This window comes from Arthrobacter sp. SD76 (assembly GCF_049726125.1).
GTDB classification, from domain to species: Bacteria; Actinomycetota; Actinomycetes; order Actinomycetales; family Micrococcaceae; genus Arthrobacter; species Arthrobacter nitrophenolicus.
Map to the genome: position 1 here is coordinate 197,319 of NZ_JBNBLR010000002.1, position 16,781 is coordinate 214,099.

The 16,781-nt window shown below is 62.4% G+C and carries 12 protein-coding genes and 3 pseudogenes; 4 read left to right on the forward strand and 11 right to left on the reverse strand.

Annotated features, from left to right (window positions below):
• The first annotated feature begins 65 nt into the window (after nucleotides 1-65).
• The 4 genes from ACPEE0_RS22720 to ACPEE0_RS22735 are packed head-to-tail and all read left to right on the forward strand — an operon-like array spanning nucleotide 66 to nucleotide 2,084.
• A complete protein-coding gene (locus tag ACPEE0_RS22720) occupies nucleotides 66-467 on the forward strand; it encodes a GntR family transcriptional regulator (RefSeq protein WP_424575520.1) in 402 nt (133 codons plus the stop codon).
• Nucleotides 353-811: a GntR family transcriptional regulator gene (locus tag ACPEE0_RS22725; RefSeq protein WP_424575521.1), complete on the forward strand. Its 459-nt coding sequence runs from the start codon at nucleotides 353-355 to the stop codon at nucleotides 809-811. The genes ACPEE0_RS22720 and ACPEE0_RS22725 overlap by 115 nt, the downstream gene beginning before the upstream one ends.
• Nucleotides 812-813: 2 nt before the next feature.
• A complete protein-coding gene (locus ACPEE0_RS22730) occupies nucleotides 814-1,380 on the forward strand; it encodes an SLC13 family permease (RefSeq protein WP_424575522.1) in 567 nt (188 codons plus the stop codon).
• Entirely contained in the window at nucleotides 1,320-2,084 is a 765-nt protein-coding gene (locus ACPEE0_RS22735) for an SLC13 family permease (RefSeq protein WP_424575523.1), read from the forward strand. Before ACPEE0_RS22730 ends, ACPEE0_RS22735 begins: the two co-directional genes overlap by 61 nt.
• Before the next feature lie 1,146 nt (nucleotides 2,085-3,230).
• On the opposite strand, the pseudogene ACPEE0_RS22740 reads toward ACPEE0_RS22735, so the two are convergent.
• The 11 genes and pseudogenes from ACPEE0_RS22740 to manA all read right to left on the reverse strand — a co-directional run bounded on the left by ACPEE0_RS22740 (nucleotide 3,231) and on the right by manA (nucleotide 16,781).
• A pseudogene (locus ACPEE0_RS22740) lies at nucleotides 3,231-4,231 on the reverse strand (sugar phosphate isomerase/epimerase family protein).
• Nucleotides 4,232-4,233: 2 nt separating this feature from the next.
• Nucleotides 4,234-5,439, reverse strand: a complete 1,206-nt coding sequence (locus ACPEE0_RS22745) for a Gfo/Idh/MocA family protein (protein WP_424575524.1) — start codon at nucleotides 5,437-5,439, stop codon at nucleotides 4,234-4,236.
• Between the two features lie 17 nt (nucleotides 5,440-5,456).
• A pseudogene (locus tag ACPEE0_RS22750) lies at nucleotides 5,457-6,594 on the reverse strand (Gfo/Idh/MocA family protein).
• Complete coding sequence (locus ACPEE0_RS22755; RefSeq protein WP_424575525.1) at nucleotides 6,591-7,340, reverse strand: sugar phosphate isomerase/epimerase family protein; 750 nt, start codon at nucleotides 7,338-7,340, stop codon at nucleotides 6,591-6,593. Before ACPEE0_RS22755 ends, ACPEE0_RS22750 begins: the two are co-directional and overlap by 4 nt.
• Nucleotides 7,341-7,554: 214 nt before the next feature.
• The gene (locus ACPEE0_RS22760; RefSeq protein ID WP_424575526.1) at nucleotides 7,555-9,321 is read right to left on the reverse strand and encodes an ABC transporter ATP-binding protein; all 1,767 of its coding nucleotides are present in this window, start codon (nucleotides 9,319-9,321) and stop codon (nucleotides 7,555-7,557) included.
• On the reverse strand, nucleotides 9,318-11,270 hold the full coding sequence (locus ACPEE0_RS22765; protein ID WP_424575527.1) for an acetylxylan esterase: 1,953 nt from the start codon (nucleotides 11,268-11,270) through the stop codon (nucleotides 9,318-9,320). Before ACPEE0_RS22765 ends, ACPEE0_RS22760 begins: the two co-directional genes overlap by 4 nt.
• A gap of 306 nt (nucleotides 11,271-11,576) precedes the next feature.
• The gene (locus ACPEE0_RS22770) at nucleotides 11,577-12,548 is read right to left on the reverse strand and encodes a carbohydrate binding domain-containing protein (protein ID WP_424575528.1); all 972 of its coding nucleotides are present in this window, start codon (nucleotides 12,546-12,548) and stop codon (nucleotides 11,577-11,579) included.
• 32 nt (nucleotides 12,549-12,580) lie between these two features.
• Complete coding sequence (locus ACPEE0_RS22775; protein WP_424575529.1) at nucleotides 12,581-13,477, reverse strand: glycosyl hydrolase; 897 nt, start codon at nucleotides 13,475-13,477, stop codon at nucleotides 12,581-12,583.
• 774 nt (nucleotides 13,478-14,251) lie between these two features.
• Nucleotides 14,252-15,239: pseudogene (locus ACPEE0_RS22780) on the reverse strand (acetylxylan esterase).
• Nucleotides 15,240-15,313: 74 nt separating this feature from the next.
• Complete coding sequence (locus ACPEE0_RS22785) at nucleotides 15,314-15,952, reverse strand: hypothetical protein (protein WP_424575530.1); 639 nt, start codon at nucleotides 15,950-15,952, stop codon at nucleotides 15,314-15,316.
• Nucleotides 15,936-16,781 (reverse strand): mannose-6-phosphate isomerase, class I, encoded by an 846-nt coding sequence (gene manA / locus ACPEE0_RS22790; RefSeq protein WP_424575531.1) that lies wholly within the window; start codon nucleotides 16,779-16,781, stop codon nucleotides 15,936-15,938. The genes ACPEE0_RS22785 and manA overlap by 17 nt, the downstream gene beginning before the upstream one ends.

Below are 16,781 nucleotides of genomic sequence, written 5' to 3' on the forward strand. Positions count from 1 at the left end.
TAACCGAAAGCACTAAACCTTTACAGGACTAGACCTATAAAGGAATTTCCTCTAGTCTGTGAGACATGACACAGGCCTCCAACTCCTCAGCTCTGGCACACACTGACCAGCGGCTCCCGCTGCACGTCCGAGTCAAAGACGACCTGATCCGCCGCGTCCGGGCCAACGAATGGGCTAGCACCATCCCGCTGCCCCCCGAGTCGGCGCTGGCTGAAGAGTACGGCATTTCAGTTGGAACGCTGCGGCGCGTCCTTGCCGAACTCGCGGCTGACGGAATACTGGAACGCCATCAGGGACGGGCACCTTTGTCCGTCGCGCCACCTTCCAGCACTCCCTGTTCCGTTTCTTCCGGATGCACGGAGGAACCGGAGAGACACCAGGCAGCCGCCTTCTGGACCGGAAGATCCAGGAAGCTCCCGGGGTGGTTGCCGCTGCGCTGGGCGTCCAGGAACATGCGCCCATTGTGAACCTGCACCGGCTTCGGCTGTGGCAGGACACACCCTTCCTGGTCGAAGACATCTGGCTCCCGCTGCCGCAGTTCCAGCCAATCGCTGAGGTCAACCTGAATGAGCTCGGCAGCTTGTTGTATCCCGAATACGAAAACCGGATCGGCCTGATCATAGCCTCGGCAACCGAAGAACTCTCCGTCACCCAGGCCACCGACAGGACTGCCCAGCTTTTGAACTGCAGAAGCGGGGACCCCCTGGTCAAAATCAACCGCATTGCACGCACCCATACCGGCGACGTCGCCGAGTACCGCGAGTCCTATGGGCTGGCGTCATCATTCCGATACCAAGTGGAGATCAACTAGTCATGCAAGAACTCGTGGCCGTATCCGGCCTTGTCCTCATCTTCGGCCTTTCGATGTGGCGAAATATCAACATGGGCGCCGTCGCCCTGGTTGTCGCCTTCCTGCTGGGCGTCCTGTACTTCGGCCAGACAGCATCTGACATCGCTTCCGGGTTCCCGGGCAGCCTCCTGATCACCCTGCTGGGCGTGACCTACCTCTTCGGCATGGCCCGGGCGAACGGGACCATCGACCAGATCGTCGGACGCGCGGTAGGCGCCGTGCGGGGCCGCGTTGCTCTCGTTCCCTGGGTGTTCTTCATCCTCGCCGCGATCATTACCGGCTCCGGCGCACTTTCAGCGGCCACGAACGCCATCCTCATCCCCGTCGGCCTTGCCTTCGCCCAGCGCTACAGAATCAATCCGCTGCTGGTAGGCCTGTGCATCATCAACGGCACTAACGCTGGAGGATTTTCCCCATCGCCGTCTACTACAACATCGTGGACGGTGTCCTGGATAAAGTCGGCATCGCCGTGGATCCCGGACAGCTCTTCCTCTGGACTTTCATCGCCAACGTCGTTATCAACGCCGTAGCTTTCATCCTGCTGGGAGGACCGGAGCTGATGCGCCGGGGACGTGAGGAAGAAACCGCCGATTCCACCACCTCATACCTCGGTGGCGGAACTGCGACCATCACGAAAACCGCCACCTGGACCGGCCAGAAAATCGTCACCGTGGTGCTCATGGTCAGTATCCTTGTCGGCGCCCTTGGCTTCAAGCTCGACGTGGGGTTCCTCGCTCTCGCGGCCGCCGTGGTTCTTTCGGCCCTGTACCCGCAGCACTCCAAGGAAGCCCTCGGCCACATCGGCTGGAACGTCATCCTGCTGATCGGCGGGATCGTCACATATATCAGCATGCTCGAAACCGCAGGCGTCATCAAAGAACTCGCCAACTCCGTGGCGGGCATCGGCACACCACTCCTGGCAGCCCTGATGATGCTGGTGGTGGCCGGCGTCGTATCGGCATTCGCCTCCACCAACGCCATGTTCGTCGTGCTCGTCCCCCTGGCGGCCCCACTGCTCATCACAGGTTCCATCGGTGTCCTGGGCTTTGTGATAGCGCTCTGCATCGCAGCTTCGGCAGTGGACTCCAGTCCCTTCTCCACAGGTGGCGCACTCGTGGTCGCCAACACCGAGGAAGAAAAACGCGAAAAGACCTTCCGCGGCATGATGATCTGGGGGGTTTCCATGATCGTTGCAGCACCCCTGCTGGCCTGGCTCCTGTTCGTCGTGATCTAAATATGACCCCATGCGAAGAAGGCGGGCTGAGAGATCAGCCCGCCTTCACCACTCCCCGAACCTACCTAACAAGCACGTGAAGGATCAGCACGCGTGGTTATCGCGCTGCGCACTGAAGGGTGGGGAGTCACCGTCTCCACCATCCTCCTCACCGTGGGTGCCATGCTGCTGATGAGGTCCTGGCTAAGGCTGGGCCAGCGCGCCGCTCTTCTGCGAAGAGCCAATTACCTGGAGCCGCTCCTTGGCCGTCGCCGACCCCCGCCTGCTCCGCTCCGTAAGCACAACAAGGATGACCATGCCAGATCACCGAACAGAACCGGTCCCAAACTGGACAAAACTACAACGAGGGGACCGAGTAGAAGTTTACGAGTATGGAAAACTTTCAGCCTCAGGAACCATCGACATGATCGCCTGGATGGCAGCGTCTTCTGGCTCACCCCCAACGGCGCAGACCGCCGAAGGCTGTTCCTGCACACAGACAAACTCCAGGTCCTACGCCTCCATGTCTGAGCGTAATGTGCGGGCGAGTCTTCCGCTGCCCATTTCCTGAGGTTAGGCAAGGCCAACGAAATAGGTCAGCACACCACCTTTGATTCCTGACCGGCCCGGAGCTGAAGTTGCAAAGTCACTGAACCCTGATGTGGAGAAGGCCGAAACTGGTTCCACCGATACGAATGCGACCTCTCAGGCTCATCGGTCAACCCACCACCCGCTCACCGTGACGCTGAAGCCCTGGTGTAAACCCACCCGGGCCCGTGTCCGTTTGGCCAACACCCTGCAAGTGGTGGTGCAACGCACACCGGCTCGCGCGTCCCATCGTCCCACGAGTGGTCGGATTTTTACATTGCCGCGGCCCCGGGAAGGAGTAACCGCGCCACCTTAGAACAGCGGTCCCTCGCTGCGGTCCCGACTAAATTGGGGTACACGGATCTTCCGTTAAGCTCCTTTCGGTAGACATGCTTTGGTGTCAGATTGGTGCCACCTTATCGTCAGGTTTGGCCTGACTTTCAGTCGCAACCTGAGTAGTTGAGGGTGGCTAACACCACAAGCACCTAGCCAAAAGGAATGTGGCGATGTGCAGGCAGTGTCGAAGCCAAAGGTGTAGTCGGTGGCATCGAGGTCGGCGTCCACGGTCTCGGGGATCTCCTAGTCTTTGCTGCTGAAGGCGGCGTCGAAGGACGTGCTCGACGGCGGAAAGTCGTACTTTTTGAGGTTGGCAAGGGCTTCGGGGGCGCCGTGGAGGCGGTCCATGCCGGCGTCTTCCCATTCGATGCTGATGGGGCCGGTGTAGCCGATCGCGGACAGGGCGCGGAAGGATGCTTCCCAGGGGACGTCGCCGCGTCCGGCGGAGACGAAGTCCCAGCCGCGGCGGGGGTCGCCCCAGGCAAGGTGGGAGCCGAGGACGGTGTTGCGTCCGGTCTGGCGGATCTTGGTATCTTTGCAGTCCACGTGGTAGATCCGGTCCTTGAAGTCCCAGATGAAGGAGACGGGGTCGATGCCCTGCCACATCATGTGGGAGGGGTCCCAGTTCAGGCCGAACGCTTCGCGGTGGCCTATCGCTTCGAGGGTGCGGACGGTGGTCCAGTAGTCGTAGGCGATTTCGGAGGGGTGGACTTCGTGGGCGAAGCGGACGCCGTTGTCGTCGAAGACGTCCAGGATGGGGTTCCAGCGGTTTGCGAAGTCCTGGTAGCCGGCGTTGATGACTTTTTCGGGGACGGGCGGGAACATGGCGACGTACTGCCAGATGGCGGAGCCGGTGAAGCCGACGACGGTGTCCCGCCCAGGGCCTTGGCGAGCCGGGCGGTGTGTTTCATTTCTTCGGCGGCGCACGTGCGGACGCCTTCGGGGTCGCCGTCACCCCAGACTTTGGATCGGACGATGGCCTGGTGGCGGAAGTCGATGGGGTCATCGCACACGGCCTGGCCGGTGAGGTGGTTGGAGATAGCCCAGACCTTGAGGTTGTACTCGTCCAGGATCTCGAGTTTGGAGTCGACGTAGCCCGGTTCGTCCCAGCGCCAGGCGTCCAGGTGGTCACCGGACACGGCGATCTCAAGGCCGTCATAACCCCACCCCGAGGCCAAACGCGCGACTTCCTCGAAGGGCAGGTCTGCCCACTGGCCGGTGAACAGGGTAAACGGGCGGGGCATGGTCAGGCTCCTTCTGTGGTGCCGGCGGCCGCTGTGGTGCGTGGCAGCTGGATCAGGGCACTTTTGGCGGCGGCGGATTCCTCGACGGCGTTGAGGATGTATTGGACGTTCAGGCCGTCCTCGAACGAGGGCGAGGGCGGGGTTCCGTCCTTGACCGCGGTGAGGAAGTCCCGGACCTGGTGGGTGAAGGTGTGCTCCCAGCCGATGATGTGGCCCTGCGGCCACCAGGCTGCCAGGTAGGGGTGCTCGGGTTCGCTGACCAGGATCCGGCGGAAGCCCTGTTCCCGGACCGGGGCGGTGGCGTCGAGGAAGCCCAGTTCGTTGAGGTTTTCGAGGTCGAACAGGATGGTGCCCTTGTCACCGTAGATTTCGAGTTTGAGGCTGTTCTTCTGTCCCGTTGCAACCCTGGAGACCTCCACGGAGGCGATGGCTCCGGAGGCGAGGGACAACGTCGCCCAGGCGGCGTCGTCGACCGTGACGTTCTCAATGCCGTTCTCCCCGGGGCGCTGCGGTACGAAGGTGTTCAACCGCCCGCTGACCTCGGTGACCAGGTCGCCGAGGAGGTAGAGGACCTGGTCGATGGCGTGGGAGGCGATGTCACCGAGGGCGCCCGAGCCGGCGGTTTCCTTGCGGAGCCGCCAGGTCATGGGTGACTGGCCATCGGCGAGCCAGTCCTGCAGGTAGGCGGCGCGGATGTGGCGGACCGTACCGAGGCGGCCTTCGGCGATCAGCTCCTTGGCAAGGGCCAAGGCCGGGACGCGGCGGTAGTTGAAGCCAACCATGGACTGCACCCCCCTGGCGCGCGCTTTGGCGGCGGCTGCGGTCATGAGTTCGGCCTCGGCCAGGGTGTTGGCCAGGGGTTTTTCGACCAATACGTGCTTGCCGGCCTCCAAGGCTGCGATGGCGATCTCGGCGTGCATCCAGCCCGGGGCACAGATGTCGATGATGTGGATGTCGTCCCTGGTGATGACGGAGCGCCAGTCAGTGGCGGACTCGGCCCAGCCGTAGGTGGCCGCGGCTTCGGCGACGGCGGTGGCGTCCCGGCCCACGAGCACTTTCTGCTCGAAGGCCGGGACATCGAAGAAGCTGGCCACGTTCCGCCACGCATTCGAGTGGGCCTTCCCCATGAAGGCGTAGCCAATGGCAGCCACGCCCAGTGGGGTTTGCGGGGAGGCCAGGGGGTCGGTCGGTTCTGCGGGTGTGGTCATGGCGTGTTCCTGCTTCGCTAGAGGGTTGCGGTATCCGGGGCCCAGTCCTCGGGGAGGGCGGTCGATACCGGGGCTGTGCTTTCGACGTTGACGAACGTGCCCGAGTCGATAGCTTCCGAGATGGACACCATGGTGTCGAGTACGTGGTAGGCCAACTCACCGGTGGCGCGGTGCGGGACACCGGCGCGGAGGGAGCGGGCCATGTCCAGGACGCCCATGCCGCGGCCGTTCGCCGGGCCGGTGGCAGGGATGGTGGTCCAGTCCTCATCTCCGGCGCGCCAGAGCCTGATGTCGCCGTCGAAGTAGTTTGGATCGGGCAGGGAGATGGTGGCCTCGGTGCCGGTGATTTCCACGAAACCCATCCGGACGCGGGGGGGATTCGAAGGAGAAGACGCTGTGCGAGGAGGCTCCGGACTCGAACTGCGCCATCGCGGAGACATGCGTAGGCACGTCCACGCTGAACTCCTCACCGGCCTTGGGGCCGGAACCGATGACGCGGACGTCCTTGGCCTTTGACCCGACGGCGGCGACCTTCCGGATGGAGCCGAACGCCTGCACGAGGGTGGTGAGGTAGTACGGGCCGATATCGAACAGCGGGCCGGCGCCGTACTGGAAGAGGAACGCCGGGTTGGGATGCCAGGATTCCGGGCCGGGCGTCTGGAACGTGGTCATCGCCGTCAGCGGCGTGCCAATGTCACCGCGCTGGATAACGCGGAGGGCGGTTTGCAGGCCTGCGCCCAGGAACGTGTCCGGTGCCGTGCCCAGGCGGATTCTGGCCGTGTCGGCGGCCTTGAGCAGGCCGAGGCCGGATTCGCGGTCGAGGCTGAAGGGCTTTTCGGTCCAAACGTGCTTGCCCGCGTTCACGGCGGCGGTGGCGACCTCGACGTGGGCTGCCGGGATGGTGAGGTTGACGATGATCTCGACGTCGGGGTGGTTCAGTGCCTTCTCCGGCCCGCCCCATTCGGCGACGCCGTATTCCCTGGCACGGGCCTCTGCCGCGTCTTCGAAGAGGTCGGCGATGACATGGACCTTCAGGTCGGGGAAGGCCGTGAGGTTGTCCAGGTACTGCTTGCTGATGTTGCCGGCACCGATGACACCGACACCGACCGGGCCTTTACGTGACGACGCGGACGGCGCTGCTGCGGTGGTGTTCACGCGGAGGCTCCTTCGGTGGCATTTGCGTTCAGGTAGGCCAGGGACTGGGCGATGCCGTCGAAGATGTCGCCGGAGTAGTCGTCGAACTCCACCACGCCCACCTCAAGGGACTTCGCCGCTGCGATGACGTCCAGGACCGGGACCTTGCCCTGTCCGGCAGGCTGCTGGGCTTTGGTGTCCGTGGTCAGGTCTCCGTCCTTGATGTGGATGAACTTCACCCGGGCGCCGAGAGTGGTGAGGACGTCCACCGGGTCGTGGCCGCCGACGGCCACCCAGTAGGTGTCCACCTCAAGCACCACCTCCGGGTGCAGCAGGTCCGCGAAGAACTCCAGCGCCGTCCGGCCCTCGATGCTGGACTCCAACTCCCACTGGTGGTTGTGGTAGCCCACGTGAATGCCGTATCCGGCGCCCTTCTTTGCCGCGGCGTTCAACTTCTCCGCCGTGGCCCGGATGTCCTCCGCGTTCTGCCAGTGCTCGGCCGGAAGATAGGGGTCGATGACCGTGGTGATACCCAGTTCCTTTGCGGCCGCGAAGATTTCGTCCTGGTCCTGGCTCAGCAGAGGTGCATGGCCGGAGGGCGCGGTGAGTCCGTTCTCCCTCAGGGCTGTGCCGAGTTCCGTCGCCGTTGCCACGAAGTTGTACGGCTCAACCTGGGTGAAGCCGATCTCCGCGACCTTCCTGATGGTGCCGGGAAGGTCCTCCGCGATGGCGTCGCGCAGGGTGTAGAGCTGAAGCGAGTAAGACATGAGTTTCCTATACTGCGTCGTTTTGGGTTGCCGGAGCCGAAAATGTACCTGATCAGGCGGCTCCGACGTCAGGTCGGTATGTACTCAAAGCACATGCGGGACGGCCGGAAATGATGGGTGGCGTGAATTCCCGGCCTCGGAAGGGTGCGAAAGCGTCTTGCTGACCGATCTCGCGGCAGAACTGGACAATATGTGCGAGGGGGGTGTGTTGTGGTCAGACGCTTTGAAGATGGTGCATGCGGGCGTATTTTCCGTTGCGGTCTAGGAGTTCCCGGTGGGTCCCTTCTTCGATGATCCGGCCCCGCTCAAGAACCACGATTCTTGAAGCGGAACGTATGGTGGCGAGCCTGTGGGCGACGACGAGGGTGGTTCTCCCCTTCATTAGGCGGCTGAGTGCGTCACGCACCTCGGCTTCTGATTCGACGTCGAGAGCGCTTGTGGCTTCGTCAAGGAACAGGACGCGGGGGTTCCTGATCAGTGCTCGGGCGATGGCTATGCGCTGGCGCTGGCCACCTGATAGGTTGGCGCCTCTTTCGCCTACATGGGTATCCCAGCCGTGGGGAAGTCTTGCCACAAAGGCTGATGCGCTTGCCCCGTCAAGTGCTTCGCGCACGCGTTCGTCGGTCGCCTGTTCGAGGCCATATGTGACGTTGTCGCGGATGGAGCCCTCGAAGAGTACGGGCTCCTGGGGAACGATGGCGACAAAATTGCGGTATGTGCGGAGGTCCAGGATTTCCATATCCTGACCGTCGAGAAGCACCCTGCCGGACCCTGGCCGAAGGAAGCCCAGAGCCACGTTGAGCAGCGTCGACTTGCCCGACCCCGTAGAGCCGACCAGGGCCACCGTTTCCCCCGGCGAGATGTGCAGGTCAATGTCATCGAGCGCGGGGGATTTGGATGCCGGGAAGGAAAGCCGCACGCGTTCCAGGCGCAGGTCGCCGCGGGCGGAGGTGACCGGAGCTTTGCCTTGATTGCGCTCAATGTCAGGGTCCTGCATGATTTCTGCCATTGAGCGGATGGACTCTCCTCCCCGCAGGAGAGTCGGCACCAGATTCAGCAGCGTGGTGATGCCGCCGGTCAGGATGGCGAAGTAGCTGGCCATAAGCACGACCTGCCCGGGCGTGACGGGGATGATTCCTGTCATCGACACCACGGCCGCCAGGACAAGGCAGCACACTCCAAGGATCTGGTATGCAATCCATGCAGCAGCCTGGAAGCGGCCGTTGAGCCGGTCCAGCTTCAGACCGGCGTCCCGGACGTCTTCAGTGCTGCTGGCCACTCGAAGCGCTGCGACCTGTTCCAGTCCGTGTGCCCGCGTTACGGGCATGAGGGAGGCCATCTCGCCGACTCTGGCTGACAGACTTTCCACCTGACGGCGGAAGTGCTCGTTGCGGTCGTGGGCGCTCTTTTGGAGCAGCCGCACCAGCAGAGCCCCGACCGGGACTGTTACCGCGAAGACCAGTACGAACGCCGGTACCGTCAAGGCGGTCGTTATCACCGCTCCGAGCAACACGAAAATCGCTGACATGCCGGGGCCGACGGACTGCTGCAGCATCAGTTCGACGTTTTCAACGTCCCGGACGATTTTCGTCTGTATGACTGATGAACTGCTCCGGCTATGGAAACCGATCGACAGTTCCTGCAGGCGCCAGGTTAAGGCATTGCGTATTTCCGCGGCCACGCTGCGGACGGTCGTGCTGAACAACCGGACGAAAGCGAGCGAGGTCGGATAGTTCTGGGCCAGAAGTGCCACGGCGATCCCAAAGTTGACCCAGAGCCCTCCGATGCCTTTTCCGGAGACGACGATATCGATGATGTTGCTTGTAAGGATGGGCAGGATCCACAGTGGGCAGTCCTTCATGGCGAAGACGACGACGGCGAGGCTCAGCTGCCGCCAGTGTGGGCGCAGTATGCCCAGTAATGAGCGGAATGGGCGCCTGCCACCCTCCGCCAGTGCCCCTGTGAGTATTGATGCTGTCATAACACGTCACACCGCTGAAGCCACTCCATCTGGGCCTTTCGCTGGTGGCCTTGGCCGCCCTCGTGGTCGTTGAAGGGGTAGTTGATGATGCTTTTCTCTTCACTTCCGTGATGGTTGTATGCCGCGTACACCGTCGACGGAGGGCAAATGACGTCCATGAGTCCCACCGAGTACATGGTGCGGGCTGTCGCACGCCTGGCGAAGTTGACGGCGTCGAAGTAGGAGAGCGTATTGAACACGGACTCCGCCTGACCCCTGTGCACGGAGAGGTAGCGGGTGATCTCTCCAAAGGGGTCGTTGGTGCAGATCTCAACGCCGCGCTCGAAATGGCAGAGGAACGGAACATCGGCCATGACCGCGGCAAGGTCGGGGACCAGTCCTGATACGGCCAGCGCTATGCCACCGCCCTGGCTGATACCGTGGACGGCTACCTGGCCGGGGTTTACGCCCGGCAGTTCCCGGGCGGCGTCGACAGCTCGGGCGGCATCCGTGAAGACCCTCCGGTAGTAGTACTCCAGTGGGTCATTGATTCCCCTGGTCATGAATCCGGCAACGCTCGGACTGGACCCGTGGGGATCGTTCGTCGATCCTCCGCCACCCCAGCCAGCACCTTGGCCCCTGGTATCGACGTGAAGGTGGGCGTAACCCGCGCTGGCCCAGTGCAGGCTTTCACCGGGGAGGTCACGGCCGCCGTTGTAGCCGATGAATTCGACTACGGCCGGCAGTGGTCCGGGAACACCGCGAGGTACTGTGAGCCAGGCGTTGATCCGGTCGCCGGCGAAGCCGCTGAAGCTGACGTCGAAGATGTCCACTGTTTCGTAGGGCATTTGCACCGGAACGGCGCGGACATTCAGGTCAAAAGTGCGCACTTCCTTTAGCGTTGCTTCCCAGAAGTCATCAAAATCCCCTGGCCCCCGGACGGCGGGACGGTAGTTAACGAGCTCGGCAAGGGGCTTGTCACTGATTGCCATGTGTGCGTCTTTCCTGTGAGGAGTGCGGTCCGGGGCTATGCCAGTGCAGCCGTTCGGCGGCGGCGACGTGCAGCAGCGGGTGAAGCGGGTGGTCAGTCGGCAGGTCCGGGAACTGGGCGACCCGTCCAGAGGTTCGCCCCGCGGCGCCACCAAATAGGCGTTGGGCCAAGCCTGTTGCAGTTTCCTGCGCAGCGGGTCAGAAATTCTGGGGTTGGAGAGGATTTTTCCCGCCCAGCTGATGTATGGGCTGGATTCGGGCTCCCAGCCGCTGCCGCGCAGGCTCGCCGCAGCGGAGAGCGCGAGTTCGTCGGTGGCGTGATCGACTATTCGGGCGGAGATTCCGTCCTGGTCCGAGAGGTCGATGATCTTATCTGCCTTGGAGGCCACGAAGGAAATACCTTCCGGGTTGGACTCGATCTCGATGTAGGCTGCTTCGACGTCCGGGAAGTCCTTTTGGAGCAGTTCAAGAATCGCGGTAGGTTCCCCCCGGCCATCGTGTGCGCGGATCGCTGCGTCCAGCGCGGCCTTGCCGATCCAGTAACAGCTGCCGGCATCGCCCATGATGTTTCCCCATCCATCGACCCGGGAGTAGCCGGCCTCGCCGGTCGCCAGGGCTACCACGCCAGTGCCGGCGGCAATGGCTGATCCTCGTTTGCCGCCGAGGCAGCTCAGATAACCCGAAATGGAGTCATGCGCGAGGTGGACTGTTGTCACGCCGAGGTCCTTGCATGCCAGCAGAACCGCTTCCGGTTTCGCATCGGCGGGCGTCAGCCCGGATAGGGCCGCTGCCACCCTGACCTGCGGGACGGGCTGTTCGCTGAGAACGGACCGGACGACACCCACGAGTTGGGGCAGCAGCGAACTGTGGTTCATCAGCGGGGGAAAATCCCACTGGTGCTGAACCTGGGGACCGGTCAGCAGCCGGGCACGGATCGAGGATTGACCGGCGTCGATGGCGAGGGTGGTAGTGGGGGTCACATCGAAGAACTTTCTGCGGTATGTGTCGTGGCGCGGGCATAGGCGTGAGTCCGGATTCGGTTCTCACAGAGCAGGAACCTACCCGGGCTTAATCCTCAGGCTGTGCTCTGCCTGATCTGTCTTTGGTTGGGGCCGGGGCGGAAAACTGCACGAAAAAAATCTGTCACTCCTGGGTCTATAGCTGCGGTGATTCGGCGTAGACAAGGGCATCACTGACTGCAGCAAGGAAAGGAGAGAGTTCATCAGGAGAACTGAGAGTTCGCAGATCACTGCGAATTCTCAGTTCTCCTTGTTAGCTTTTTTTCGTTAGTGAGCTCTGATGTCATCGACGTAGACGACACCGGTAGTGGGAGCACCACTTGCGTGGCCGAGGTACAGGTTAAAGGCCCAGACCTTTGCCAGGTGGGCTGCGTCGAGGACTGCGCCGGCGTGGGCAGTGTCCCATGGCGCTGGGTGGAAGGACCCGAAGGGAACCTCGATGTCCTGCCCCGCGGTTCCGCTGAGGGGAAGCGTGTATTCGAAGTAGACACCGTCTGCAACGATCTGCAGTGTTGCGTTGTTGGGGGTTCCGTCTCCTTGCAGCCACATGGCCATGGATGTGAAAGCGGACCAGTCTCCCTCCACGGTCTTGCCGATGCCGGTGTACTCGGCATCGGCGAAGTCATACCCATAGGCAAGGGCGTAGGCGCCAGCTTTCTTGTGCTCTGCGGAAAGCGTGGTGCTGTTCGAATTCACGTGACTGTACGTTTCGCTTAATGTGATGTCGTCGCCGGCGTACCCCTCAAAGTTGTCAACCCAACCGGCGGGCAGCTGGGTGGGCTCACCCAGCAGGACTTTAGCGGTGTCGGTAAGGGTTTGTCCTTGCACTTTCGCGGATACGGTGACAGTCACTGACCGGTTGTTCAACCATGACGGATCGATCGACCAAAGTGCTGAATAGAAGCCCTGCTCGTCAAGCTCCATGGTTTTGGGGCTTCCCCCGTCAATCGAGTACGTGACTTTGCTGGCCTTCCCCGAAGCAACACGTGCTCGGATGGTGGTTTGGGTCGACGTTACGCGCTGGCGATCCGTGGGCGTTACCAGATGAACCAGCGGATGATTGGCTACCGCTGTCGTAGGAATGGAGAACACATCGTGAAGGTTGGAAGCGAAAATCGAGTAGGGATCATTGTAGTAGGCGACGAAGTTTTGCCAGAGCGCGTGCGGGGGGTTGGCGCCAATCGCCGGGTACGGGACATAGGCGCGGTTGGCGCCGCCAAAATTGGCCCAGGTCAGCATGTAGGCTATTTGGCGTGCCTGCGGGTCAGCTTTTAGGGCATCCAGCAGGTGTGTGAACCATTGCGGATCCGTCCCTCGTCACCGGATTCGCCGAATTCCGTCAGCGCGGGAACTTTTCCACGTTCGTGCGCCAACTGAACAACCATGCCAAGATCTTTCACGGTTGAATTCAGCCATGCAGTTGATCCGGCGGTGCCGTCATATGCGTCGTAGCCCAATACGTCTACGTATGCGTCACCCGGATAAGTTCTGAGGTACCCGGTAGGGTCTCCGCCAAAGCTTGCGTTCGGCGAATATGCGTAAAGCAGATTGTGGACCTGCTTGGTATCGCGAAGGTACTCGACCGTATAGCGGTACAGCTCGATGTACTGTGCCGATGTGGCATGTCCAGCGCCCCACCAGAACCAGCCGCCGTTGTTTTCATGCCATGGACGGTAGATGACCGGAATCTGGGTGCCATCGGCGCGTTTCGCGGCTTTAACTGCAGCGGCCACCCGGTCGAGGTAACCGGTAAACTCGGCATTCTTCGATCCGCCAGGAAGAATATTCGTGACTACCTGCCCGGCGGTGTCGTTGAAATTCCCGCCTGTTACGAAATTCGGCATGTGTGAGCTGAGCGTATTGATTCCGCCCCGGGCATCGCCCTGCTGTATAGCCCAGGTGAGCGCTTGGATATTCTGCTGCTCCGTGCCGCCGAAAACGCCTGGACGCTCATGGCCCTCAAGTATGAGGGTGTCCCAACCAAATACCGCGGGGTAGTCTCCCACGGCCGCTTTAGTGTCAGATAACTGGCCAGTTGGTTCGGTGAAGGTAAAGCCCACGCTGAGGTCATGCTGGTGGCCGAACAGGATTCCCTGGCCCTCCATCTGACCCAGATACGCGAACAAGGAGCGCGTATCGGAAGTAGCGGCATCGTCGACCAGTCTCACGGACGCGATTGATTGCTTCTTGAAAGGGACACCCGTTGCTGCGCCTGCCGGCAGGCCGACTGCCGTAACAACGATGGCCGTGGCACCAAGCACTGCCACGCTACGGCGAGACATTGCATGCGAAAATATGGACGGGGTTTCCGCGTCCTGGTGACGGTGGCTTTTCCTCATTGCAGCCGGCCCCGTTCACGGCGGACCCGTATCTCCAGATTCAACCGGGCCTTTTTATGTCCCGCCAATGAAGTTGAATGCACAGCGCTTACCTCCTTGTAGTTTGAGATCCCACCAATAGATATCCGTCCCCGGGAAAGTGCTGCAGCTTCTTTGATCAAACAGCATGGGGAAGTTGTGTTCCGAATCACATCGCGTGGTGTACGGAATCCTAATTTGTTTCCAGCCTGATTATCAAGCGGTACGACAATGAGGCCCATAATTTGTCGCAACAATGTCTACGCTCGGTTTGTCGCGGCGAATAGGGGAATTTGGACGGGGTTTTCAGAGAATTGTGGCAGAAATGTCCCCCTAAATGTCTGCCGAAGGACAAGGAGAACAAACTACCGTTTTACGATCGGCAGGACGTCTTGTGGTATTCCAAGGAAAGCGCACCGACTTGCTGATCATGCCACTCCCCGCGGCATAGCTAGTCCCGCGCGAATCGGTACTCTGGACGAGTCACTGAACCTCTGCCGCTGGTGACCTGGACAACGGAAAATTGCGGTCTCCGTTGTGCCGACGCCGCCGCGAAGCCGTGTTCAAATCTACATTTGTCAGACTTTACTCAAGGCGGGCCGCGAGCCACTCAGCCTGACGGTCCCAGTGCATGCCTTGGCCGCCTTCGTGTCCGTTGAATGCGTACTCGACGATGTCGGCCTGTGCGCCTGCGTCGGCCGAAGTGCCCCAAGCGTTGCGGGCCGCATACACCGTCGAGGGCGGGCAGATCATGTCCATAAGCGCGACCGAGAACAGTGCCGGTGCAGTTGCGCGCTTTGCCAAATTCACTCCGTCGAAATAAGACAGCGTCGAGAAAACCTGCTCTGCGGCGTTGCGGTGTACGGCCAGGTGCCGGACCACTTCCTGGTACGGGTCCGCGTCGGTAAGGCCCACGGCCCGTTCGAAGTGGCATAGGAACGGGACGTCCGGCAGCACCCCGATCAGGCCTTGGCTGAGCCCAGCGGCGGCGATGGCGATCCCACCACCCTGGCTTCCGCCGGCCACTGCGACCCGGTCCGGGTCCACACCTGTCAGGGACCTCACGGCGTCGATGGCCAGGACCGCGTCCGTGAACACCCTGCGGTAGTAGTAGTCATGCGGATCCTCGATGCCGCGCGTCATGAACCCCGGCGCCGACGGGCCAGTGCCGTGGGGGTCCGCCGTGCCACCGCCCGTGCCCCACACGCTGCCCTGCCCGCGGGTATCCATAAAAAAGTACGCGTACCCTGCCGACACCCAACCCAGCCGCTCGTGCGGGCGCCCACGCCCACCACCGTATCCGTTGTACTCGATGACGGCAGGCAGCGGACCCTCGGCGTTTGACGGTGTGAGGAACCATCCCCGGATAGGGTCGCCTCCGAAGCCGCTGAACTCGACGTCGAGTACGTTCACGGTGGTGAGTGGCGTGGTAAATGGTGTGAGGACCGGGGGGCGGGCAAGTCGAGCGGGACTCGGCGAGTGTCGCGTCCCAGAACGCGTCGAAGTCTGCTGGTTCGGCGACGTCGGGACGGTAGTCCCGGAGCTCGTGGCCCTCGAGGTCGAAGCGGGGCATGGATATCCTTTCGGGAACTGGTGCTTAAGGTGTAGTAGCGCCGGGCGCCGGAACAAGTGAGCTGCTGCGGCCGTTCACAGCAGGCCGCGGAGGTCTTCGACGTGGGTGAGCCCGAAGGGCACCGCTGCAGTGAGTTCCACGGTAACCTGCCGGTCGTTCTGCCGGGTCACGCGGATGCCGCGCCGTCCCTCGGTGCGTGCCACCCCGATCGCCTCCGCGACCGCGGCATCGATCGCGGAGTCGAGGTCGGCGCGACGGTCGGCCACGATTGTCGTCGTCGTTGTCTCAACGCGCTCAGTGTCTTCCCAGCATTCGGGATGCTGTTCCCCGGTCGTGGCGATGAAAAAGTCCCCGGAGCCGGAGAGCTCGAGCACGCTTTCGTCTGGCGTCACGTAGAGGGACTGGCCGCGGGCGATTGTTGCAGATGAGACGCAACCTGCCACCGTGGCTTCCCCAGCTACGGCCAGGATGATGGCTGGGCCTGCGATCCCGACGCGGGAGGCAGAGGTGCCGGATCCGGTGGTCCCGAGCCGCACACGCAGCAACCGGAAGTCGGACACGCCGGGGGCAAACTCCTCGACTCCCGGGGACAGAACTGTGGCCCGAAGGTGGGGAACCGGACTTGGCGTGAAGTCGAGGACGGAAAGCAACTCGGTGACGTCAACGTGCTTGCGCGTGAGACCACCGCGCAGCACGTTATCCGACGCAGACATAAGCTCGATCCCGAGGCCACCCAGGTACGCGTGGATGTTGCCGGCCGGCAGGTAGAGCGCGTCGCCACGTCGGATCGTAACCTGGTTGAGCCAGGAGGGCGACAGCAATGCCGGGATCCTCCGGGTACTGCAGCGCGAGTCGGGCTACGAGCGGGAGGACTTCCGGGTGATCGGGCAGTCCGGATGGCACCAGCCCGGACTCGACCAGCGCCGTGAGCTCCGCGACGACCGGATTCTCGCCGAGCAGCCACTTCACCGCCGCCTCTGGCGACTCCGAGCTTTTCAGCAAGGATGCGAGCTCTGAAAGTCCGGTCCTCGAGACGCCCGTGTCACGCGCGAGCTCCACCAGTCTCGCAGCGATTTCACGCGATTCTTCGATGGCCCGGAAACCGCATAGGGCCTCGAAGGAATCGCTGAGCGCCACGATCAGCTCCGGCTTGTGGTTGGCGTCCCGGTAATTGCGGTGCGGCGCGTCGAAAGAAATGCCCGCGTTGTCCTCTTGCTCAAACCCCGCCTGCGCCTGCTCGATCGTGGGGTGTACCTGGAGGGAGAGCGGGGTCGCGGCGGCAAGGACTTTGAGCAGGAAGGGGAGGCGTCCGCCGCTCGCCGTGCCAAGCGCTGCCTCCGGTTCGGCTGTGGTCCAGTCAGCGAGTGTACGGTGGCCGCCCACCGCCGCAGGGTTTACGATCCGCGCTGGACATCCGGGGTGATCGCCGAGCCACAGCTCGGCCTCGGGCCTGCCCGAGGGTTTCCGGCCAAGGAGCTCGGCGATGTCGGTCATGGAACCCCAGTCGTAGGGGCGTGGATCGTTGTCCAATGAGACGAACAT